Annotated in this window: 18 protein-coding genes; 9 read left to right on the top strand and 9 right to left on the bottom strand. The window is 61.8% G+C overall.

Annotation, left to right across the window (positions count from 1 at the left end; all coding sequences use genetic code 11):
* Positions 1–83: 83 nt before the first annotated feature.
* From ACW9HW_RS20375 to ACW9HW_RS20345, 7 genes are all read right to left on the bottom strand, one after another.
* Positions 84–854 carry an IclR family transcriptional regulator gene (locus ACW9HW_RS20375; protein ID WP_457401512.1) on the bottom strand — a complete coding sequence of 257 codons (771 nt, stop codon included), beginning with the start codon at positions 852–854 and terminating at the stop codon, positions 84–86.
* A 71-nt stretch (positions 855–925) separates the two neighbouring features.
* Entirely contained in the window at positions 926–2,368 is a 1,443-nt protein-coding gene (locus ACW9HW_RS20370; protein WP_457401514.1) for an amidase, read from the bottom strand.
* Positions 2,369–2,370: 2 nt separating this feature from the next.
* Complete coding sequence (locus tag ACW9HW_RS20365; protein ID WP_095195425.1) at positions 2,371–3,681, bottom strand: citrate-proton symporter; 1,311 nt, start codon at positions 3,679–3,681, stop codon at positions 2,371–2,373.
* A 78-nt stretch (positions 3,682–3,759) separates the two neighbouring features.
* Positions 3,760–4,935, bottom strand: coding sequence for a M20 aminoacylase family protein (locus tag ACW9HW_RS20360; RefSeq protein ID WP_457401510.1), 1,176 nt, complete (start codon positions 4,933–4,935; stop codon positions 3,760–3,762).
* Positions 4,936–5,220: 285 nt separating this feature from the next.
* The gene (locus ACW9HW_RS20355; protein ID WP_457401508.1) at positions 5,221–5,550 is read right to left on the bottom strand and encodes an amidase; all 330 of its coding nucleotides are present in this window, start codon (positions 5,548–5,550) and stop codon (positions 5,221–5,223) included.
* Complete coding sequence (locus ACW9HW_RS20350) at positions 5,547–6,641, bottom strand: serine hydrolase domain-containing protein (protein ID WP_457401506.1); 1,095 nt, start codon at positions 6,639–6,641, stop codon at positions 5,547–5,549. Before ACW9HW_RS20350 ends, ACW9HW_RS20355 begins: the two co-directional genes overlap by 4 nt.
* 145 nt (positions 6,642–6,786) lie before the next feature.
* The gene (locus ACW9HW_RS20345) at positions 6,787–7,665 is read right to left on the bottom strand and encodes an acyl-CoA dehydrogenase (protein WP_457401504.1); all 879 of its coding nucleotides are present in this window, start codon (positions 7,663–7,665) and stop codon (positions 6,787–6,789) included.
* Between the two features lie 155 nt (positions 7,666–7,820).
* On the opposite strand from ACW9HW_RS20345, the gene olsB reads away from it, so the two are divergent.
* Together olsB and ACW9HW_RS20335 are read left to right on the top strand one after the other, a co-directional pair.
* On the top strand, positions 7,821–8,576 hold the full coding sequence (gene olsB, locus ACW9HW_RS20340) for an L-ornithine N(alpha)-acyltransferase (RefSeq protein WP_095195420.1): 756 nt from the start codon (positions 7,821–7,823) through the stop codon (positions 8,574–8,576).
* Positions 8,576–9,367 carry a lysophospholipid acyltransferase family protein gene (locus tag ACW9HW_RS20335; RefSeq protein ID WP_457401502.1) on the top strand — a complete coding sequence of 264 codons (792 nt, stop codon included), beginning with the start codon at positions 8,576–8,578 and terminating at the stop codon, positions 9,365–9,367. The genes olsB and ACW9HW_RS20335 overlap by 1 nt, the downstream gene beginning before the upstream one ends.
* A 102-nt stretch (positions 9,368–9,469) precedes the next feature.
* Here the strand turns inward: ACW9HW_RS20335 and ACW9HW_RS20330 are convergent, their stop codons facing one another.
* Positions 9,470–10,045, bottom strand: coding sequence for an acyl carrier protein phosphodiesterase (locus ACW9HW_RS20330; RefSeq protein WP_457401500.1), 576 nt, complete (start codon positions 10,043–10,045; stop codon positions 9,470–9,472).
* Positions 10,046–10,216: 171 nt separating this feature from the next.
* Here ACW9HW_RS20330 and ACW9HW_RS20325 point away from each other — a divergent pair, with 171 nt between their 5' ends.
* The 4 genes from ACW9HW_RS20325 to ACW9HW_RS20310 all read left to right on the top strand — a co-directional run bounded on the left by ACW9HW_RS20325 (position 10,217) and on the right by ACW9HW_RS20310 (position 13,662).
* Positions 10,217–10,519: an ArsR/SmtB family transcription factor gene (locus ACW9HW_RS20325; RefSeq protein WP_095195417.1), complete on the top strand. Its 303-nt coding sequence runs from the start codon at positions 10,217–10,219 to the stop codon at positions 10,517–10,519.
* A gap of 36 nt (positions 10,520–10,555) precedes the next feature.
* Complete coding sequence (locus ACW9HW_RS20320) at positions 10,556–11,722, top strand: MFS transporter (protein ID WP_095195416.1); 1,167 nt, start codon at positions 10,556–10,558, stop codon at positions 11,720–11,722.
* A 21-nt stretch (positions 11,723–11,743) separates the two neighbouring features.
* Entirely contained in the window at positions 11,744–12,793 is a 1,050-nt protein-coding gene (locus ACW9HW_RS20315; protein WP_457401498.1) for an alkene reductase, read from the top strand.
* Between the two features lie 572 nt (positions 12,794–13,365).
* A complete protein-coding gene (locus ACW9HW_RS20310) occupies positions 13,366–13,662 on the top strand; it encodes a DUF3077 domain-containing protein (RefSeq protein WP_457401496.1) in 297 nt (98 codons plus the stop codon).
* Positions 13,663–14,595: 933 nt separating this feature from the next.
* Here ACW9HW_RS20310 and emhR read toward each other — a convergent pair.
* Positions 14,596–15,228: a TetR family transcriptional regulator gene (emhR, locus tag ACW9HW_RS20305; RefSeq protein WP_207262869.1), complete on the bottom strand. Its 633-nt coding sequence runs from the start codon at positions 15,226–15,228 to the stop codon at positions 14,596–14,598.
* A 267-nt stretch (positions 15,229–15,495) separates the two neighbouring features.
* On the opposite strand from emhR, the gene emhA reads away from it, so the two are divergent.
* From emhA to emhC, 3 genes are read left to right on the top strand one after another with little or no spacing between them, the layout of a single operon-like run.
* Complete coding sequence (emhA, locus tag ACW9HW_RS20300) at positions 15,496–16,653, top strand: efflux RND transporter periplasmic adaptor subunit EmhA (protein WP_095195413.1); 1,158 nt, start codon at positions 15,496–15,498, stop codon at positions 16,651–16,653.
* A gap of 3 nt (positions 16,654–16,656) precedes the next feature.
* Positions 16,657–19,818, top strand: a complete 3,162-nt coding sequence (gene emhB / locus ACW9HW_RS20295; protein WP_095195412.1) for an efflux RND transporter permease subunit EmhB — start codon at positions 16,657–16,659, stop codon at positions 19,816–19,818.
* The gene (gene emhC / locus ACW9HW_RS20290) at positions 19,818–21,278 is read left to right on the top strand and encodes an efflux RND transporter outer membrane subunit EmhC (protein WP_095195411.1); all 1,461 of its coding nucleotides are present in this window, start codon (positions 19,818–19,820) and stop codon (positions 21,276–21,278) included. The genes emhB and emhC overlap by 1 nt, the downstream gene beginning before the upstream one ends.
* The last annotated feature ends 145 nt before the right edge of the window (positions 21,279–21,423 follow it).

Raw genomic sequence — 21,423 nt, 5'->3', positions numbered from 1 at the left:
TTAACGATAACGCGGGGTTTCAGGGTAACCGCGGTACCCTAAGACCATCGCGAGCAAGCTCGCTCCTACAGGTTACGAGTGAATCAGGCCATCGCCTGCTGCACATCGCCAATGGTCGCCGCCAGGCTATTGAGGTGCAGGCTCAGCACCCGCTCCACCGGCGCCTGATCCATCGGCCAGTGCAACGCCATGCTGCCGACCAGGCGACCCTCGGTATGAATCGGCAAGGCCACCGCGCGGATCAGGAACGGCAGGCGCACCGGGTATTCCCAGTAGCCTTCGGTACGCTGGCCGAAGCCCTGATGCAGCGCCTCTTGGGTGGTGTTGTACAAGGATTCGTCGTTCAGCCGCTCGCGCTCGGCCAGGCGTTCCACCTCATGGCTTTGCAGTTCGCCCAGGCAAGCGCGGCCCATCGCCGAATGAAACAGGCTGGCGTGCTGGCCGACGATCTGGCAGTTGTTCGGATAGCGTTTGCGCAACACCGTGGGGATCGCGCTTTCCATGACCTCCACCCGCTCGCCATCAAACCACGACAAGTCCGCCACCAGCCCGGTGCGCTCGCTCAATTCCACCAACAACGGCGCGGCGTTTTCCACCAGGCGCCGCTTGAAGCGCTGCCGGCTGTCACCGAACAGGCGCTTGGCGCACAGGCGATAACGCCGATCGCTCAAGCCGCGATAGACCCAGCCCTGCTCCTGCAAGGTCAGCAACATGCGCGACACCGTGGCCTTGGGCAGGGTCGTCAGGTAGTGCAACTCCTCAAGGCCCAACGCCTGATGCTCGCCCAGCAACTCGACGATCGCCAAGGCGCGCTCGACCGAACGTACGCTGCCGGTTTCTGCCTTGCTGTCCATGGAATCGACCTCCGTATGCCCGAAATGGATGATCGTTAACGTACAGCAAATTACGCGCCCATCCGCAGTACTCAGGCATTTTGCAGACAACCGGGTGGCCGCCGTTTGACCCATTGCGTCAGTTGTTCATGGGCATAGGCCAGTTGCAGCACCGCACGGTCGGCCTGGGCCGGGCCAATGATTTGCAGGCCCATCGGCAATCCCGCCGGGTTGAAACCCACCGGCACGTTCATGCTCGGCAGACCGGCCAGGGTCGGCCCGATCACCACTTCCATCCAGCGGTGATAAGTGTCCATGGCCTGCCCGCCGACGACGCGCGGCCAAGGGGTCTGTGCATCAAAAGGGAATACTTGGGCGGTGGGCAGCAACAGGAAATCGTAGCGTTCGAACAACTCGCTCAAGGCTCGATACCATTCGCTGCGGCTGATCGACGCCTGATAGACATCCGCCGCGGTCAGGCGCCGGCCGCCCTCGATCTCCCATCGGGCTTCGGCTTTGAGTTGCTCGCGCTGGTGCGGATCGGCATACATCGCGCCGAGGCCGCCTTGCACCAGCCAGTGGCGGTGCACCAGCCAGGCTTGCCACAAACGCTCCATGGAAAAGTCCGGCTGGCAGGCCTCGACCTTGCAGCCCAGCGCTTCGAAGTCCGGCAGCGCCGACTCGCACAGGCTCATCACCCCCGGGTCCATCGGCAGGTAGCCGTTGTAGTCGCCCAGCCAACCGAGCCGGACATCGCTGAAATCCTGCACCAGCGACTGATGGAAAATCTCCGGGTCCTGCGTCAGCGACAACGGCACACGCGGGTCGTAACCGGCCTGGGTGCCGAGCAAACGAGCGACATCGGTGACCGTTCGGCCCATCGGTCCTTCGGTGGCCAGTTGCTGGACGAACACTTCCGGCGCCGGGCCATGGGGCACGCGGCCCTGGGATGGGCGCAAACCGAAGACGTTGTTGAACGCCGCCGGGTTGCGCAGCGAGCCCATCATGTCGCTGCCGTCGGCCACCGGCAGCATGCGCAAGGCCAGCGCCACCGCCGCCCCGCCGCTGCTGCCACCGGCGACCAGTGTCGGGTCGTAGGCGTTGGTGGTGGTACCGAAAACGCTGTTGTAGGTCTGCGAGCCGAGTCCGAATTCCGGGACGTTGGTCTTGCCGATGATGATCGCCCCGGCATTGCGCACCCGTGCCACGCTGATCGCATCCTGTTGCGGGACTTGCTCGGCGAACAGCGGCGAGCCCATGGTCGTGCGCAACCCGGCGGTCGCCGCCAGGTCCTTGATCGCTTGCGGCATGCCGTGCATCCAGCCACGGGATTGGCCCTGGTCCAGTTGTCGGTCACAGGCGTCGGCTTCAGCCAGCAGCTCTTCAGGCGGGCGCAGCGATACCAGCGCATTCACCTGCGGATTGAAACGCTCGATCTGCGCCAGATAGGCCTGCATCACTTCGCGACAGGACACCTGGCGTTCGTGGATGGCCCGGGACAGCGCATCGGCGTCCAGTTCGACAATCGGATGGATGCTCAAGGTTTCACTCCAAGGTCAAGTTCAACGGATTGCCTGGCGCGCGGTGCTTCATGCATGCAGTAAGTACCCAGCAGCGTCAGTACACAAGCGAACAGCACATAGAAGGATGGCGCCACCGGCGTGGCCAGCGCCTTGCTCAGCCAGGTGACGATCAGCGGGGCAAAACCGCCGAACACCATGACCGCCACGTTGTAGGCCACCGAGACGCCGGTAGATCGCACTTCAATCGGAAATTGCTCGGCCAGCGCCGTCGGGGCCGGGCCGAAGAAACCGCCAATCGCACTGCACAACAACAGTTGCATCACCAGCAAACGCTCCACCGACGGCGCCGCCGCCACCCAGACATACAGCGGATACACCATCAGGAAAAACGCCAGGGTGAAGGCCATCAACACCGGACGCCGGCCAAGGCGGTCCGACAGCGCACCGGACAACGGAATCACCACGGTCATCAGCGCCACCGCGAGCATCTGCACCAGCAGCACCTGATCCAGTGGCAGGCCCAGGTTCTTGTGGGCAAAGGTCGGCATGTTCACCAGCACCACGTAGAACGACACGGTCGCACCACAGGCCAGGCCCATCGAGACCAGAATGCTGCGCCGATGTTCGCGGATCACTTGCAACAATCCCGGATTTTCGCCCTTGGCCTGTTTCCGCGCCTCGAGGAACTCCTCCGGTTCCTCCATGTGTTTGCGAATCCACAACCCCACCGGGCCGATCAGCAGACCGATGACGAACGGAATCCGCCAGCCCCAGCTGTCCAGCGCCTCGGGCGACAGCAGATGCGTGAACAACGCCACCATGCCCGCGCCGGAGAATACCGCCAGGCATTGCCCGACCAATTGCCACGAGCCGTACAGCCCTTTGCGGTGCGCCGGTGCGCTTTCCACCAGGAAGGCCGTGGCACTGGCGTATTCGCCGCCCGTGGCGAAACCTTGCAGCATCCGCGCGACCACGATCAACAGCGGCGCGCCCATGCCGATGGCGGCGTAGTTCGGCGCGAAGGCAATCAGCGCGATGGACACGGTCATCAGGCGGATGATCATCTGCATCGCCGCCTTGCGCCCTTTGCGGTCCGAATACATGCCCAGCAAAATGCCGCCCACCGGGCGCATGAAAAAGCCGACGCCGAAGGTCGCCAGCGCCATCAGCAACGATGCGTATTCATCCTCGGAGGGGAAGAACTGCCGGGCGATGATGCTCGCCAGAAAGCCATAGACGATGAAGTCATACCATTCCAGCGCGTTGCCGATGACGGCGGCGACCACCTGCCGGGTACGCGAAACGCCAGTACTCGAAGTCTGCATGGGGAACTCTCCAAACCTGTTGGGTGATGCCGGGCGCGACGTAACGCGCCCGGTCCAGCGGCAGTAGAAAGTGAAAGCTCAGGCCGGCTTGAGCCAGCTCTCGGTCAGCGCGCCCCAGTACGCCGCACCGGTCAGCAGGATGTCATCGTTAAAGTCATAGGCCGGGTTGTGCACCATCGGTCGCGATACACCGTTGCCGATGAACAGGTAGGCGCCGGGGCAGCGTTGCAACATCCAGGCGAAGTCTTCGCTGCCCATCAGTTTGGCGGTGTTGCCATCGACGGCGTCGGCACCGAGCAACTCGACGCCGACTTGCCGGGCGAACTCGGTTTCTGCCGCATGGTTGACCAATACCGGGTAGGCCGGACGGTGTTCGAGGGTCGAGGTGCAGCCGAAGCTGCGGGCCTGGGCTTCGATGATCGCGCTTACCCGCTCCAGGGTTTGTTCGCGGACCTGGGCGTTCAGCGCACGCAGACTCAGGCGCAGGATCGCCTGTTGCGGAATGACGTTGGCCGCTTCCCCGGCCTGCAATGCACCGACCGTCACCACCGCCGCCTGCTGCGCATCGATATTGCGCGCGACCACGGTTTGCAGGGCCATGACCACGCTGGCCGCCGCCACCAGCGGGTCCACCGCCAGATGTGGCATCGAGCCGTGGCCGCCGACGCCTTCAATGGTCACCGTCAGCAGATCCTGCGAGGCCATCATCGGCCCTTCGCGAAAGCCCAGATGCCCGGCTGGCAGGCCCGGCATGTTGTGCATGCCGAACAGGGCGTCGCAGGGAAAACGTTCGAGCAAGCCATCGGCGAGCATCGCTTCGGCGCCGCCCTGGCCTTCTTCGGCGGGCTGGAAAATCAGGGTCAGGGTGCCGTCGAACTGGCGAGTCGCCGCCAGGTAGCGCGCCGCACCCAGCAACATGGTGGTGTGGCCGTCGTGCCCACAGGCGTGCATGCAGCCCTGATGCCGGCTGCTGTAGGCCGCACCGGTGTTCTCGATGATCGGCAACGCGTCCATGTCGGCCCGAATCCCGAGCTTGCGCGGGCTGCTGCCGTTGCGCAGGACACCGACCACGCCGGTCTTGCCGATGCCGGTGTGCACCTCATAACCCCACTCTTTCAAGGATTGGGCGACCAGCGCCGAGGTGCGGTTTTCCTCGAAACCGAGTTCAGGGTGGGCGTGGATGTCCTGGCGGGTGGCGTGCAGGTCGCTGGCCACGTCGTTGAGCCAGGCAAGGATGTGCTGATGTCGGGTCATGACGATTGTCCTCGGGCCGGGTGTATTCCCGTTCTTTTTGTTCGCGGTGATTTCGCGACACATCAAGGCAGGTCGCGCTCACCGCCAGATAACCGCGAGTCGCGCGCGAGGACAATCGAATGTGGTTCCACGGTGTGGAACCTGAGGAGCCGATCAATTGAAACTCACATAAAACCCTGTGGGAGCGAGCCTGCTCGCGAATGCACTTGCAGCCTCACTACTTGTGTCGCGCCTGCCGACGCTTTCGCGAGCAGGCTCGCTCCCACAGGTGTTGTGTGTATGGCGTCAGGGGGCCAAGCGACAGCCCTGACGCTCGCCGATCCAGGTCGCGCTGTTGCTGCGCCCCAACCCGCTGACGGTGATGCGTTTGGTCGTGGCGTCATCGTTAAAGCCGCTGGTCGGCAGCCACTGTTTCACATAGCTGCGGCAATACGCCGAGTCATTGTTCATCACATACCGACACGAGCAATATTCCTTGGCGGTGTAGGCGCTGATGATGTCCGGGAATGCCCAGAACGCCACGCGCTCCTGCCAGGCCCATCCGAGCAAGGCGAGCAGCAGAATCAACAACACCGTGCTGAACGGTCGGCGACGTACAAATGAACGACGGCTCATGGCTGTACCTTCCCGGCAAAGGCCTTGAGCGCGAGTTTGAGCAGTTCGTTGTGCCGGTAACTTCCATCACGGTCATCGCCGTAGCGCACGATGACCAGGTTTTCGCTGGGGATCACGTACATCGCCTGCCCCCAATGGCCCAGCGCGGCGAAGGTATCGGCGGGGGCATCGGGCCAGGGTTGCGCCGCGCCATTCACCGCACGGTTCAGCCACCAGTGGCCGCCAGGCACCGCATCATCTTGATTGGCGTGATAGTGGACGAACGGTTCACGGTTGAATGCGACCCAATCCTTGGGCAGCAATTGCCGATCGCCCCAGCGACCGTCGCGGGCCATCAACAAGCCGATGCGGGCCAGGTCGCGAGCGGTGAGGTAGGCGTAGGACGAGGCGACGAATGTGCCCGTGGCATCGGTTTCCCAAACGGCATGACGAATGCCCAGCGGCTCGAACAATGCAGTCCACGGAAAGTTCGCATAGCGGTCCGGGCCGACGATGGTTTTCAGCGCGGCGGACAACAGGTTGCTGTCACCGCTGGAATAGCGAAACGCCTGCCCCGGTGCGGCATAGGTGTCGTGATCGGCGGTGAACGCGGCCATGTCCGGGTGGCCGCGGGTGTAGAGCATGGCGACCACCGAGGACTTCAACGGTGCGTATTCATAGTCTTCCTGCCAGTCGAGTCCGGATGCCCAATGCAGCAGGTCGGCCATGGTCATCTCAGGGTATTTTTTTAGCGGCGGATAGAATTGGGCAACCGGGTCCTGCAATTTGAACCGGCCTTCGCCATAGGCCACGCCAAGGACCGTGGCCATCAGGCTCTTGCTGATCGACCAGGCCAGGTGCGGCGTCTCGGCGGTGGTCGGGCCAGCGTAGCGTTCGTAGATCAACTGGCCGTCGCGGATCACCAGCAAAGCGTCGGTGCGGATGCCTTGGTGGGTGGTGTCATCGCGGGGTGGGAAGGCGTATGCCTCAAGTGCCTGAAGCGCCGGGCCGGTGATGGTCGGGCCGGTGGGCCATTGCTCGGTGGGCCAGTTTTCAGCGTGGGCTGTGAGGCTGAGCAAGAGGATGAAAAATAAGGGCAAGCCTTTGAACATGACGAGGGCTCAGGGTGAATAACCTGCTGAGCCTAGTCGAGGTTGATGACAGTTCCGGGATTTGTATCGTCTGTAGTATCGCCTTCGCGAGCAGGCTCGCTCCCACAGGGGAATGCATTTCAAACTGTGCTCGCGAAGGGTCCCGTCAATACGCCGCCAACGCCTTGGCCAACCGCTTCACCCGCGCTCCCGCAGCCAGATCCATCACCGCTTGATCGCGCTGCCACATCGCCGCCCACTCCGGAGGCCCTTCGACCAACGCCTGATTCACTTCAGCCTTGAGCCCCTCGAACTGTGCAAACAATCCACCCAGCAATACATGTCCAGCTTGATTGCCGGGCGCCTGGCGGCTGACTTCGGCACAACCGGCCAGCAGCGCCAGTAACCGCAGTTGCAAGGATTGCGGCCAGTCGCTGTCCTGGCCGACGCCATACAGCCATGCCGTCATCGCGCTCAGCACATAAATGTCTTCCAGGGTGCGAAACGGTTTGACGTAGGCATCCCACCCATCCCCTGCCAGCAATTCGCACAGCGCGTTATCCAAAAACAACCGACCGTGGCTGATGTCCGGCATCAACGGGATCGCCGGGAGTTTCTCCACCCGCACCCCCGGTTCATCGGGATAGACCACCGCCAGGTTCAGGCGCGGATTTTCGCCGGGTTGTTCGCAACGCGCAGCGACCAGCAACCAGTCGGCGGCGTCGCCCGCGGTGACGAAATCCTTTTGCCCGCTCAAGCGCAAATCCCTCAGGCGAGTCTGCATGCTCGCCACCCGCAGGCTGCGCTGTTCGGTGGCGCACAGCGCGCCAAGGCTGGGCGGCGCGCTCGGCCAGAGCATGCGCAACGCCGCCTGATACCCCATCAGAAACGCCAGTCCCGGTGTCGCCATCATGCGTCCACCGACCACCGCCAGTTCAAACGGGGTGACGTTGCCCAGCTGCTGCAACAGCGTCACGAAACCCTCGCCCAGGTCCGGGTAGGCGGGAAAGCGATCGCGGCGATTCAACAGGGTTTGCCAGGGCATAAGAGGCTCCTTGTGGGCTGTCATATAAGCATCACCAAAGCTTAATGGCGATGACACCGGGGCTACATAGCCTGACTTTGCACAACAAGGCTGGATAAAGAAAGTCGATCCGCTGTAACCCAAAGACGGGTGAGCAGCCCGCACGGAGATTCGCCATGACTCAGATCGCCCGCATCAGCGACACCGGCAACGAACGCCGCCTGCAAGCCGAACGCCTGGTGGGCGCCGAGGCTTTGCAAGAGGCACAGGCTTTGCGCTTCAACGTGTTCAGCGGCGAGTTCAATGCCAAGCTGAAAGGCGCGGAGCAGGGTCTGGACATGGACGACTACGATGTTCATTGCGCCCATATCGGTGTGCGTGACTTGAACACCGGGCGCCTGGTGGCGACCACCCGTTTGCTCGACCACACGGCTGCCAGCAGCCTGGGTAAATTCTACAGCGAAGAAGAATTCAGCCTGCATGGCCTGGTCCATCTGCAAGGCCCCATCCTGGAAATCGGCCGTACCTGCGTCGACCCGGCCTACCGCAACGGCGGCACCATCGCCGTGCTCTGGGGTGAACTGGCCGAAGTGCTGAACCAGGGCGGCTACAGCTATCTGATGGGTTGCGCGAGCATCCCGATGCAGGACGGCGGCATCCAGGCCCATGCGATCATGCAGCGTCTGCGCGAACGTTACCTGTGCACCGAACACCTGCGGGCCGAGCCGAAAAAGCCGCTGCCGACCCTGGATATCCCATCGAACGTCATCGCGGAAATGCCGCCACTGCTCAAGGCCTACATGCGCCTGGGGGCGAAGATTTGCGGCGAGCCGTGCTGGGACGAAGACTTCCAGGTCGCCGACGTGTTCATCCTGCTCAAGCGCGACGAACTCTGCCCGCGCTACGCCAAACACTTCAAGGCGGCGGTGTAATGCGTCGGTTGCGCGTGTACGCGCGAATCGCACGAGTGCTGCTGGTGGTTGCGCTCGGTCTGAGCATGGCCACTGTGTTCGGCGTGTTCGAACGCCTGGGCCTGGCTCACTCGATGGTCCGCCGCCAGCGCTGGTCGCGGTTTTTCATGGCGCGCCTGAGCAACGCCCTGCCCTTTGATGTGACCGTGCACGGTGAATTGCCGAAGACACCGATGCTCTGGGTCAGCAACCACGTGTCCTGGACCGACATCCCGTTGCTGGGGATGCTCACGCCGCTGTCGTTCCTGTCCAAGGCCGAAGTGCGCACCTGGCCGGTGGCGGGCTGGTTGGCGGCCAAGGCCGGCAGTCTGTTTATCCGTCGCGGTTCAGGCGACAGCCAGTTGATCCGCAAACAGATGACCCGCCACCTGCAACAGGCACACCCGCTGCTGATGTTCCCGGAAGGCACCACCACCGATGGCCGTTCGCTGCGCACTTTCCACGGTCGCTTGCTGTCGGCGGCGATCGATTCCGAGGTGAAGCTGCAGCCGGTGGCGATTCGTTATGTTCGCAACGGTGAGCCCGATACGCTGGCGCCGTTCATTGGCGATGATGATTTGTTGTCGCACCTGATGCGCTTGTTTGCCAATGACCGCGGCGCGGTGGAGATTCATCTGCTCAAGCCGATCCCGTGCGAAGGCCGCGAGCGTGCCGCACTGGCGTTCGAAGCGCAGCAGGCGGTGCAGAAGGCGTTGTTTGGGACGGTGGTCGAGCCTCAACAAGCCCCGATGCGTCCTGCGATTGCAGCCTGAACAAAGATCCCCTGTGGGAGCGAGCCTGCTCGCGAATGCAGTCTGTCATCCAACATTGATGTCGACTGATGCACCGCATTCGCGAGCAGGCTCGCTCCCACATTAAATCCGCGGCCTTGCAGCAAATGCCTGCAACTGCGGGTAAAACAACCGGAAATCGTCGCTCAACGGCTCATACAACACCCGCAATTCCTGCATCGCGGCGGCCAGCTCTTCGGGCCGGGTCAAGCGCCGAGAAATCCCCCGCAACACCTGTTCCAGCACTTCAAACTCCTGATACGAACCCAACCAGTCATTGGCCACCATGTGCGGCGCGATCCGCGCCAGGCGCTCCGGCAGTTGCGGCTGGCTGGACAGCACCCGGTACACGTCGGAGGTGAACAACTCCAGCGGCCGGTCCGCGTACAGCGTCCAGTCCCGTGCCAGGCAGTGATCAAAAAACACGTCGAGAACGATCCCGGCATAACGCCGGCGGGTCAGGGAAAAACGCGACAACGAGGCATCCACCAACGGATGGCGGTCGGTGAACACGTCGATGCTGCGATGCAGCTGGATGGCCGCCTCGATCTCCGGGTCGAACTGCCCTTGCAGCCGTCCCTTGACGAAATCGCCATAGAGACTGCCGAGCAATTGACCGGGACGCTGGCCACCGAGGTGAAGATGTGCGAGATAGTTCATGGGCGCAGCTTAGCACTGCGCCCTTGTGCCTATACAATCCACGTATCGTTATAACCCGATATATCGATTTACGCGGTCGTCAGATCGAAATCATATTGGTATATCGCGAAATACCGATTTAAAGTTCGCTTCATCGCGATATAGCGTTTTACTAATCACGAGCCCCCGATCATGAACATTGACCTCGACGAAATAATAAAAGCCCTGGCGCACCCGGTACGGCGAGACATCCTGCACTGGCTAAAAGACCCGACCGTCGAATTCCCCGATCAGTCTCACAGCAACGAGCACGGCGTTTGCGCCGGGCAGATCGATCAACGTTGCGGGTTGTCGCAGTCCACGGTGTCCGCACACCTGGCGACCCTGCAACGTGCCGGCCTGATCAGCAGCCGCAAAGTCGGCCAGTGGCACTTTTTCAAACGTAACGAGGAAACCATCCAGGAGTTCCTCAAAGTCTTCAGCAAAGAGCTCTGACCCTTAACGTCAGTAAGCCAAAAAAGGTATTACCCCATGCCCCTCTCGCTACTCATATTGGCCTTGAGCGCCTTCGCCATCGGCACCACCGAATTCGTCATCATGGGCCTGTTGCCCAACGTGGCGGCCGACCTCGGTGTGTCGATCCCCGGCGCCGGCTGGCTGGTGACCGGTTACGCCCTGGGCGTGGCCATCGGTGCGCCGTTCATGGCGCTGGCCACCGCCAGGCTGCCGCGCAAGGCCGCCCTGGTAACGTTGATGGGCATCTTCATTGTCGGCAACCTGCTCTGTGCGGTGGCCAGTGACTACAACGTGCTGATGTTCGCCCGTGTCGTCACCGCCCTGTGCCACGGAGCTTTCTTCGGTATCGGTTCGGTCGTAGCGGCGGGCCTGGTGCCGGCCAACAAACGCGCCTCGGCCGTAGCGCTGATGTTCACCGGCCTGACCCTGGCCAACGTCCTCGGCGTGCCGCTGGGCACGGCGCTCGGTCAGGAAGCCGGCTGGCGCTCGACCTTCTGGGCGGTCACCGTGATCGGCGTCATTGCATTGATCGGCTTGATTCGCTTCCTGCCGGCCAAGCGCGACGAAGAAAAACTCGACATGCGTGCCGAACTGCGTGCCCTCAAAGGCGCCGGTATCTGGTTGTCCCTGAGCATGACCGCGCTGTTCGCCGCTTCGGTGTTCACCCTGTTCACTTATGTGGCGCCACTGTTGGGCGAAGTCACCGGCGTCTCGCCCCGTGGCGTGACCTGGACCCTGATGCTCATCGGCCTGGGCCTGACCGTCGGCAACATCATCGGCGGCAAACTGGCTGACAAGGGCCTGGCCGCAACGCTGATCGGCGTCTTCATCTCGATGGCCGTGGTGTCCACGGTGCTGACCTGGACCAGCGTCGCGCTGATTCCGACCGAGATCACCCTGTTCCTCTGGGCCACCGCGTGTTTCGCCGCCGTGCCTGCCCTGCAAGTCAACGTGGTGACCTACGGCAAGGCGGCACCCAACCTGGTCTCGACCTTGAACATCGGCGCCTTCAACGTCGGCAACGCCTTGGGTGCCTGGGTCGGTGGCAGCGTCATCGCCCACGGTTTCGGCCTGACCAGCGTGCCCCTGGCGGCTGCGGCCCTGGCGGTACTCGCCCTGCTGGCGACCCTGATCACTTTCCGTCAGAGCGGTAATCCCGAGCTGGCCCCTGTTACCAACTGATCTTCATAAGAGAGCAATTTCATGACGACTATTTTCGATCCGATCAAACTGGGCGACATCGAGCTGGCCAACCGCATCATCATGGCCCCGCTGACCCGCTGCCGCGCCGACGAAGGTCGGGTGCCCAACGCGCTGATGGCCGAGTACTACGTTCAACGCGCCTCGGCCGGCCTGATCCTCAGCGAAGCCACCTCGGTTACCCCGATGGGCGTCGGCTACCCGGACACCCCGGGCATCTGGTCCAACGACCAGGTACGCGGCTGGTCCAACGTGACCAAGGCGATCCACGGCGCCGGCGGCAAGATTTTCCTGCAACTGTGGCACGTGGGCCGGGTCTCCCACGAGTCATACCTCAACGGCGAAGCACCGGTCGCTCCGAGTGCCATCCAGCCCAAAGGCCACGTCAGCCTGGTTCGCCCATTGTCCGACTACCCGACGCCGCGCGCGCTGGAAACCGCTGAGATCGCCGACATTGTCGACGCTTACCGCGTCGGTGCCGAAAACGCCAAGGCTGCCGGATTCGATGGCGTGGAAATCCACGGCGCCAACGGCTACCTGCTCGACCAGTTCCTGCAAAGCAGCACCAACCAGCGCACCGACCACTACGGCGGCTCCCTGGAAAACCGTGCCCGCCTGCTGCTGGAAGTGACCGATGCCGCGATCGAAGTCTGGGGTGCAGGCCGAGTCGGCGTACACCTGGCACCGCGCGCCGACGCCCATGACATGGGTGACGACAACCTGGCCGAAACCTTCACCTACGTCGCTCGCGAACTGGGCAAACGTGGCATCGCCTTCATCTGCTCCCGCGAAAAAGAAGCCGACGACAGCCTCGGCCCACTGATCAAGGAAGCCTTCGGCGGCCCGTACATCATCAACGAACGCTTCACCAAGGACAGCGCCAACGCCTGGCTGACCGCCGGCAAGGCCGACGCCGTTGCCTTCGGCATCCCGTTCATCGCCAACCCGGACTTGCCGGCTCGCCTGGAAGCCGATGCACCGCTGAACGAGCCACGTCCGGAACTGTTCTATGGCAAAGGGCCGGTTGGTTACATCGACTACCCGACGTTGTAATCGTCAGCCGTTGAAATGCAAAAGCCCCGGACTCGTAAGAGCCGGGGCTTTTTGTTGTGTCGAAATCATCCAGGTGCGGCAAGTGTCGAATGGCAACCTGTGGATGCGGTCGTTGAGCCGTGGAGCGCACCTGCTCCATATAAGCTCAAACTGTCCTCTGTCCCAGGACAAAGGACAGTTGCTAGCCCAGGATGCATGAGTCAAGACCGTACTCTTGCTGATCAACGAGGTATGTTTTTTCGCCTGATGTTTAGTTCCGTTTATTTAAGATGTCGAAATATCGGATGACGCCTTAGGACGTTGTAGGCAAACTCCGAATCTCGCTTTTGGGCACTTTGATGCCTTGTTGCGCTTTTCTTTGACGGGATAGTCTCCGGTTGTCACTGCTTTCAGTGATCGGGTGTGGTAACCCGGAGAAACCAGCGCAACTATGCCGTCAGCAATGGCGGTTGTGCGTGGGACGCCTTTGGGCGTGCCGGTTTCCTCGGTTCCCGGTTTACCACCCCACGTACAGCTGCCACCCTTTCGTGTGGTAACGAAAGTGGCAGCTCCTCGAACCCAGGAGCAACTTCATGACCAAACCAAATCCGCCCTCACCCTCAGAACTGAAAACCGTCGGCTTCACCCCCTTCCTGTCCCTCTCGAATCAACCCCTGTTCCACGTCTGCCGAGACGTCCCCATCACCGACGCGCTGGCCCAAGCCTCCAATCTGTTGTTCCTCGCCAGGGAGCTCACCGTGGATGCTGCCTATGCCAAAGACACCGACCGCCACGCCTGGGCGGCGCATTACCTGACGGCGATGAGTAAAGCCGTGATTGATGATGTGACGAAGGTGTTGGAGCGAGGGGTTGATCGCAATCCTGAGTAAGCTGCGCAATAACGATAACTCATGAACTCGAAAGCCCCGGCTCCAAAGAGTCGGGGCTTTTTATTGACTGGGTTTAGCGCAGCTTCTGTGGGAGCGAGCCTGCTCGCGAAAACCCCGAGGGCGCCGCTGGACATCTGGCTTTACTCGTTATCGTTCACGACCTTCGCGAGCAGGCTCGCTCCCACAATGGATTGGGTGCATCCACGAAATACCCGTCGGCTGACAGGACGCCATCGCTGGCAAGCCAGCTCCCACAGGGGATTGGGTTCCTCCGCCAAAGCAGGTCGAGTGTCAGCTCGCCTCGGCTGCTTTTGATTTTGATACACCCGCCCCATCGGCAGGCTGAGTGGAGGTGTTCATCCGGGGAGTGGCGCGTAGCGCCGTTCGACGTAGTCGAACACGCTGCATGTAGGTGCAGCGAAGCCAACCGGAGGGCAGTGTCCCCGGATGAATGCCGGAGCGAAGGAACGCCGAGCCTTGGCGAGGGGCCGGACGCCGGGGGCGAGACCTTTGGTTCCTTTGGGCTGGGCCGGCACTCCGGCGTTTGCCAAAGGGACTCGCCGTAAGGGCGAAACCATAGGTGGCCGTTACCGCAGCAATGGATATGTACTCAGTCAACAAAAGATAGATCGGCTGTCAGGCCGCCTTCGCGAGCAGGCTCGCTCCCACAAGGGGATCGGTACAGTCGTAGGGGATTGGTTGGCTGTCATGCCGTCTTCGCGGGCAAGCCTCGCACCTACAGGGCTGATCAGATGACCGGAACTTACCTTTCTCACATACCCGACACAAAATCCCTACAAAATACTGAGCTTGCTATCTGTCAACCTGCCGAACAGGCGTATATAAAAGCACCCTTCTGCAGTAGCGCACGTGAAGAACCGTTCATCTTCGGCCTCAACGGTTGACCATGGGAAGCCGATTACGCATGTTGTTTCATTTACGCAGGCTGGGGCTGAAACGCAGCATGTCCAGCCCGGTATCGACCCAACGCTCGGCCTCGGTGTGCAGCTGGAAACTGTCCGGCGCGAGCAACCATTGGTACAGCAGGCCGTCTATATAAGCATGAATGCTGATGGCGGCGCGGGCGGTGTCGAGATCTTCCGGCAGCTGCCCGCGGTTCACGGCATTGCGCAGGGTCAGGCCGATGCGCATGTTGCAGTCCAGGCTGGCGGTCCGGCGCTGCTGGCGCAGATCGCACATTTCATCGGTGAATTCGCACTTATGAAACAGAATCTCGTTGATGCGCCGGGTCTTGGGATCCAGCGCAACTTCATGAAACAAATGAATCAGCAGCCGGCGCATGCAGCCCAGCGGGTCGAGTTCGTCTTCGCTCTCCGCGGCCTTGGCCAGTTCATCAAGGGGTTCATGCAAGCTGTCGAGCATGGCCTGCACCAGATCGGCCTTGTTGCTGAAATGCCAATAGATGGCGCCACGGGTGACGCCGGCCAGGGTCGCGATGTCCGCCAGCGTCGTGCGGGCCACGCCCCGCTCGAAAAAGGCCTTTTCGGCCGCCTCGAGTATCTGGCTGCGGGTTTCTTGAGCTTCCTCTTTGGTGCGACGGACCATGGCAGTACAACCTCAATCAGGGTGCTTCAGCGATGTCTGAATATCAGCTGAATAAAAGTGGGGCGAGCGTTCTTGGGCATCGTCCCCGGGCCTACAATTCGAACCTTGCGACGGCTTCTGTAACAGCGAGGGTACACAGCCAAGGTATTTACAAACAACCGTGAATGTAAGTATATTCCTTAGCAAGCTACTTATCCACCCGGTACCCCATTTTTAACGTTCCATCTTTTCTTGTGCGTTTTTTGCGCGCCTGACCCGAGGATTTTCATGCAATTCAAGCCAGCTGTTACCGCTCTGGTCGCCGCCGTCGCCCTTGCATCGCTGCTCAGTGGATGCAAAAAGGAAGAAGCGGCACCCGCCGCACCACCGCCTCAGGTCGGCGTCGTCACCCTGCAGCCGCAAACGTTTACGTTGACTTCCGAACTGCCGGGCCGCACCAGCGCGTTCCGCATCGCCGAAGTGCGTCCGCAGGTCAATGGCATCATTCTCAAGCGTCTGTTCAAGGAAGGCGGCGATGTCAAAGCCGGCCAGCAGCTGTACCAGATCGATCCGGCGGTCTATGAAGCGACCCTGAAAAGCGCCGAGGCCAACCTGCGCTCGACCAAGTCGATCTCCGACCGCTACCAGCAACTGGTCAACGAGCAGGCCGTGAGCCGTCAGGAATACGACACCGCCGTGGCCAACCGTCTGCAGTCGGAAGCCGCGCTGCAATCGGCCCAGATCAACGTGCGCTACACCAAGGTCTACGCACCGCTGACCGGCCGTATCGGTCGTTCTTCGGTGACCGAGGGCGCGCTGGTCAGCAACGGCCAGACCGAAGCGATGGCGGTCATTCAGCAACTCGACCCGATTTACGTCGATGTCACCCAATCCTCGGTCGAACTGCTGCAATTGCGCCGCGAATTGGAAAGCGGCCGCCTGCAGAAGGCCGGCGACAATGCAGCAAAGGTCAAGCTGACCCTTGAGGACGGCAGCCATTACCAGCAGGAAGGCAAGCTGGAGTTCTCCGAAGTCTCGGTTGACCAGACCACCGGCTCCGTGACCCTGCGTGCCGTGTTCCCGAACCCTGATCACACCCTGCTGCCAGGCATGTTCGTGCACGCCCAGTTGCAGGCCGGTGTGAACAGCGCGGCGATTCTGGCCCCGCAGCAAGGCGTGACCCGCGACCTCAAAGGTTCCCCGACCGCGCTGGTCGTCGGTCCCGACAACAAGGTTGAACTGCGTCAGCTCAAGGCCAGCCGCACCGTGGGCAATCAATGGCTGATCGAAGACGGCCTGAAGGCCGGCGATCGCCTGATCACCGAAGGACTGCAATTCGTCAAACCTGGCATCGAAGTCAAGGCCAGTGAGGCGACCAACGTTGGCGCAAGGAACCCGGCCCCCGCGAAAGCAGCTGAACAGGCTTCCGTCGGCAAAGGGGAGTAAACCATGTCGAAATTTTTTATCGACCGTCCGATTTTTGCCTGGGTAATTGCCCTGGTGATCATGCTGGTCGGGGCACTATCGATCCTCAAACTGCCGATCAACCAATACCCGAGCATTGCGCCGCCCGCGATCGCCATCTCCGTGACCTACCCGGGCGCTTCCGCGCAGACCGTGCAGGACACCGTGGTGCAGGTGATCGAACAGCAGCTCAACGGTATCGACAACCTGCGTTATGTGTCCTCGGAAAGTAACTCCGACGGCACCATGACCATCACCGCGACCTTCGAGCAAGGCACCAACTCCGACACCGCGCAGGTTCAGGTCCAGAACAAGCTGAACCTGGCCACCCCGCTGCTGCCGCAAGAAGTGCAGCAGCAGGGTATCCGCGTGACCAAGGCAGTGAAAAACTTCCTGTTGGTGATCGGCGTGGTGTCCCGTGACGGCAGCATGACCAAGGACGACCTGTCCAACTACATCGTGTCCAACATGCAGGACCCGATCTCGCGGACGGCCGGCGTCGGTGACTTCCAGGTATTCGGCTCCCAATACGCCATGCGTATCTGGCTCGATCCGGCCAAGTTGAACAACTACAACCTGACCCCGATTGACGTCAAAACCGCCATCGCCGCACAAAACGTCCAGGTGTCGTCCGGTCAGCTCGGCGGCTTGCCTGCCCTGCCCGGCACGCAGCTGAACGCGACGATCATCGGCAAGACCCGCCTGCAGACCGCTGAGCAGTTCGAAAAGATCCTGCTCAAGGTCAACAAGGACGGTTCCCAGGTTCGCCTGAAAGATGTCGCCGACGTCGGTCTGGGGGGTGAAAACTACAGCATCAACGCCCAGTTCAACGGCGCTCCGGCGTCGGGCCTGGCGGTGAAACTGGCCACCGGTGCCAACGCCCTCGACACGGCGAAAGCCCTGCGCAAGACCATCGATAACCTCAAGCCGTTCTTCCCGCAAGGGATGGAAGTGGTGTTCCCGTACGACACCACCCCGGTGGTGACCGAATCGATCAAGGGCGTGGTTCACACCCTGGTTGAAGCGGTCGCGCTGGTGTTCCTGGTGATGTTCCTGTTCCTGCAAAACTTCCGCGCCACGGTCATCACCACAATGACCGTGCCGGTGGTATTGCTCGGTACGTTCGGCATCCTCGCCGCCGCCGGTTTCAGCATCAACACCCTGACCATGTTCGGTATGGTGCTGGCCATCGGCTTGCTGGTGGATGACGCCATCGTCGTGGTGGAAAACGTCGAACGGGTGATGAGCGAAGAAGGCTTGTCACCCAAGGAAGCCACCAAGAAATCCATGGGGCAGATCCAGGGCGCCCTGGTCGGTATCGCCCTGGTGCTGTCGGCGGTACTGCTGCCGATGGCGTTCTTCAGCGGTTCCACCGGTGTGATCTACAAGCAGTTCTCGATCACCATCGTCTCGGCCATGGCCCTGTCGGTACTGGTTGCGCTGATCTTCACCCCGGCGCTGTGTGCCACCATGCTCAAGCCGATTCCGAAAGGCGAGCACGGCACGCCCAAACGCGGCTTCTTCGGCTGGTTCAACCGTAACTTCGACCGTGGCGTTCGCAGCTACGAGCGCGGCGTGGGCAACATGCTGGCGCAAAAAGCTCCCTACCTGCTGGCCTACATCCTCATTGTGGTCGGCATGATCTGGCTGTTCACCCGGATTCCGACGGCGTTCCTGCCGGAAGAAGACCAGGGCGTACTGTTCGCCCAGGTGCAGACCCCGGCCGGTTCGACGTCCCAGCGTACCCAGGTGGTGGTGGACGAGATGCGTGAGTTCTTGTTGCGTCCAGGCAACGAAGGCGGTGAAGGCGATGCGGTGAACTCGGTGTTTACCGTGACCGGCTTCAACTTCGCCGGCCGTGGCCAGAGTTCGGGCATGGCGTTCATCATGCTCAAGCCGTGGGATGAACGTAACGCCGACAACAGCGTGTTCAAGGTCGCAGCCCGTGCGCAGCAGCACTTCTTCACCTTCCGTGACGCCATGGTGTTCGCCTTTGCGCCACCGGCGGTACTGGAACTGGGTAACGCCACTGGTTTCGACGTGTTCCTGCAAGACCGCGCCGGTATCGGTCACGACAAGCTGATGGAGGCCCGCAACCAGTTCCTCGGCATGGCGGCGCAGAGCAAAGTGCTGACGCAAGTGCGTCCGAACGGCCTGAACGACGAACCGCAATACCAACTGGAAATCGATGACGAGAAGGCCAGTGCCCTGGGCATTACCATCGCCGACATCAACAACACCCTGTCGATTGCCCTGGGCAGTAGCTACGTCAATGACTTCATCGACCGCGGTCGGGTGAAGAAGGTGTACGTGCAAGGCCGTCCCGGTGCCCGCATGAGCCCTGAAGACCTGCAGAAGTGGTACGTGCGCAACAGCGTCGGCACCATGGTTCCGTTCTCGGCGTTCGCCAAGGGCGAGTGGATCTACGGCTCGCCGAAACTGGCCCGTTACAACGGCGTGGAAGCGATGGAAATCCTCGGTGCCCCGGCCCCCGGTTACTCCACCGGTGAAGCCATGGCCGAAGTCGAAGCCCTGGCCCAGAAACTGCCGGCCGGTGTCGGTATTTCCTGGACCGGTCTGTCCTACGAGGAACGTTTGTCCGGCTCCCAGGCGCCTGCGTTGTATGCCCTGTCGCTGCTGATGGTGTTCCTGTGTCTGGCGGCGCTGTATGAAAGCTGGTCGATTCCGATCGCGGTGATGTTGGTGGTACCGCTGGGGATCATCGGTGCGCTGATGGCCACCAGCCTGCGCGGTTTGTCCAACGACGTGTACTTCCAGGTGGGCCTGTTGACGACCATCGGCCTGGCGGCGAAAAACGCCATTCTGATCGTCGAGTTCGCCAAGGAACTCCACGAGCAAGGGCGCAGCCTGCGCGATGCGGCGATCGAAGCCTCCCGCATGCGTCTGCGGCCGATCATCATGACCTCGCTCGCGTTCGTCCTCGGTGTGGTACCACTGGCTATTTCCACGGGCGCAGGCTCCGGTAGCCAGCATGCCATCGGTACCGGTGTGATTGGCGGTATGATCACCGCCACCGTACTGGCGATCTTCTGGGTCCCATTGTTCTTCGTCACCGTATCGTCCTTGGGCCAGCGCAAAGTCGCCGACCAGGACGCTGCCATTGAACCTTCTAAAGAGGCTGGCTAATGAGCAAGTCGCTACTCTCCCTGGCAGTCGCCGCCTTCGTGCTCGGTGGCTGCTCGCTGATACCTGATTATCAGCAGCCGGATGCTCCGGTGGCAGGTCAGTACCCGCAAGGTCCGGCGTACTCGCCGGCCCAGGCGCCTGCGCAGGCGGCTGCCGAGCAAGGCTGGAAGCAGTTTTTCCATGACCCGGCGCTGCAGCAGCTGATCCAGGTGGCCCTGGAAAACAACCGTGACCTGCGTGTCGCGGCCCTGAACATCGACGCCTTTGCGGCTCAATACCGCATCTCCCGCGCCGATCTGTTCCCGGCTGTTTCGGCCAACGGCACCGGCAGCCGCCAGCGTGTTCCGGCCAATGCTTCGCAAACCGGCGAGGCGGACATCACCAGTTCCTACTCGGCCACCGTCGGTATCAGCGCCTATGAACTCGACCTGTTCGGCCGGATTCGCAGCCTGAACGAAGAAGCGCTGCAGAAGTACTTCGCCACCGAAGAAGGCCGGCGCAGCACCCAGATCAGCCTGGTGGCCAGTGTGGCCAATGCCTACCTGACCTGGCAGGCCGACAAGGAGCTGTACAAGCTGACCCAGGACACCCTGGCCGCGTTCGAGGAGAGCTACAAGCTCACCGCCCGCAGCAACGAAGTGGGGGTCGCCTCGGCCCTGGACCTGGCGCAGTCGCGGACCTCGGTGGAAAACGCCCGTGCGCAACTGGCCCGTTACACCCGCCAGGTCGCCCAGGATGAAAACAGCCTGGTGCTGCTGCTCGGCACCGGCATCCCGGCCAACCTGCAAGCGGCCAGACCGCTTAACGACGATTTGCTGAGCGACGTACCGCCCGGTCTGCCGTCGGACCTGCTGCAACGTCGTCCGGACATCCTGCAAGCCGAGTACAACCTCAAGGCCGCCAACGCCAACATCGGCGCGGCGCGGGCCGCGTTCTTCCCGAGCATCAGCCTGACCGCCAATGCCGGGACCCTGAGTCCGGACCTGTCCGGGCTGTTCAAGGGCGGTTCGGGCACCTGGCTGTTCCAGCCGCAGATCAACCTGCCGATCTTCAACGCCGGCAGCCTGCGCGCCAGCCTGGACTACTCGAAAATCCAGAAAGACATTGGCGTGGCGAACTACGAGAAGTCCATTCAAACGGCCTTCCAGGAAGTCGCCGACGGCCTGGCCGCCCGTGAGACCTACACCCATCAGTTGCAGGCGCAGCGTGACTTCGTCACCGCCAACCAGGATTACTACCGCCTGGCCGAGCGTCGCTACCGCATCGGTGTCGACAGCAACCTGACCTTCCTCGATGCCCAGCGCCAGCTGTTCAGTGCCCAACAGGCGCTGATCACCGACCGTCTGGCGCAACTGGTCAGCGCGGTCAACCTGTACAAGGCATTGGGCGGTGGCTGGAACGAACAGACGGCGAAGAACGAGCCGTTGAAAGAAGAAGCGCCGAAGCTGAAGTTGTTCTGATAGCGCTGTGAACACAAGAAGCCCACCGATTGGTGGGCTTTTTTATTGTCTGCTGGAAAGTTGCATTGACGCCTCTGGCCTCTTCGCGAGCAGGCTCGCTCCCACAAGGGACCGCATTATTTCTGGAGGAACTCGGTCAACTGTG

Source organism: Pseudomonas sp. SDO5532_S415 (genome assembly GCF_054071155.1).
This window is presented reverse-complemented; position numbering and strand designations above follow the sequence as displayed.

Excerpts from the sequence above, each read along its gene's own strand:
- emhA (WP_095195413.1), top strand. The coding sequence starts at position 15,496 with ATGCAATTCAAGCCAGCTGTTACCGCTCTGGTCGCCGCCGTCGCCCTT.
- ACW9HW_RS20365 (WP_095195425.1), bottom strand. The coding sequence starts at position 3,681 with ATGCAGACTTCGAGTACTGGCGTTTCGCGTACCCGGCAGGTGGTCGCC.
- ACW9HW_RS20320 (WP_095195416.1), top strand. The coding sequence starts at position 10,556 with ATGCCCCTCTCGCTACTCATATTGGCCTTGAGCGCCTTCGCCATCGGC.
- ACW9HW_RS20360 (WP_457401510.1), bottom strand. The coding sequence starts at position 4,935 with ATGACCCGACATCAGCACATCCTTGCCTGGCTCAACGACGTGGCCAGC.
- emhR (WP_207262869.1), bottom strand. The coding sequence starts at position 15,228 with ATGGTCCGTCGCACCAAAGAGGAAGCTCAAGAAACCCGCAGCCAGATA.
- ACW9HW_RS20330 (WP_457401500.1), bottom strand. The coding sequence starts at position 10,045 with ATGAACTATCTCGCACATCTTCACCTCGGTGGCCAGCGTCCCGGTCAA.
- ACW9HW_RS20335 (WP_457401502.1), top strand. The coding sequence starts at position 8,576 with ATGCGTCGGTTGCGCGTGTACGCGCGAATCGCACGAGTGCTGCTGGTG.
- ACW9HW_RS20325 (WP_095195417.1), top strand. The coding sequence starts at position 10,217 with ATGAACATTGACCTCGACGAAATAATAAAAGCCCTGGCGCACCCGGTA.
- ACW9HW_RS20315 (WP_457401498.1), top strand. The coding sequence starts at position 11,744 with ATGACGACTATTTTCGATCCGATCAAACTGGGCGACATCGAGCTGGCC.
- ACW9HW_RS20350 (WP_457401506.1), bottom strand. The coding sequence starts at position 6,641 with ATGTTCAAAGGCTTGCCCTTATTTTTCATCCTCTTGCTCAGCCTCACA.
- ACW9HW_RS20375 (WP_457401512.1), bottom strand. The coding sequence starts at position 854 with ATGGACAGCAAGGCAGAAACCGGCAGCGTACGTTCGGTCGAGCGCGCC.
- ACW9HW_RS20310 (WP_457401496.1), top strand. The coding sequence starts at position 13,366 with ATGACCAAACCAAATCCGCCCTCACCCTCAGAACTGAAAACCGTCGGC.
- emhB (WP_095195412.1), top strand. The coding sequence starts at position 16,657 with ATGTCGAAATTTTTTATCGACCGTCCGATTTTTGCCTGGGTAATTGCC.
- ACW9HW_RS20355 (WP_457401508.1), bottom strand. The coding sequence starts at position 5,550 with ATGAGCCGTCGTTCATTTGTACGTCGCCGACCGTTCAGCACGGTGTTG.
- olsB (WP_095195420.1), top strand. The coding sequence starts at position 7,821 with ATGACTCAGATCGCCCGCATCAGCGACACCGGCAACGAACGCCGCCTG.
- emhC (WP_095195411.1), top strand. The coding sequence starts at position 19,818 with ATGAGCAAGTCGCTACTCTCCCTGGCAGTCGCCGCCTTCGTGCTCGGT.
- ACW9HW_RS20345 (WP_457401504.1), bottom strand. The coding sequence starts at position 7,665 with ATGCCCTGGCAAACCCTGTTGAATCGCCGCGATCGCTTTCCCGCCTAC.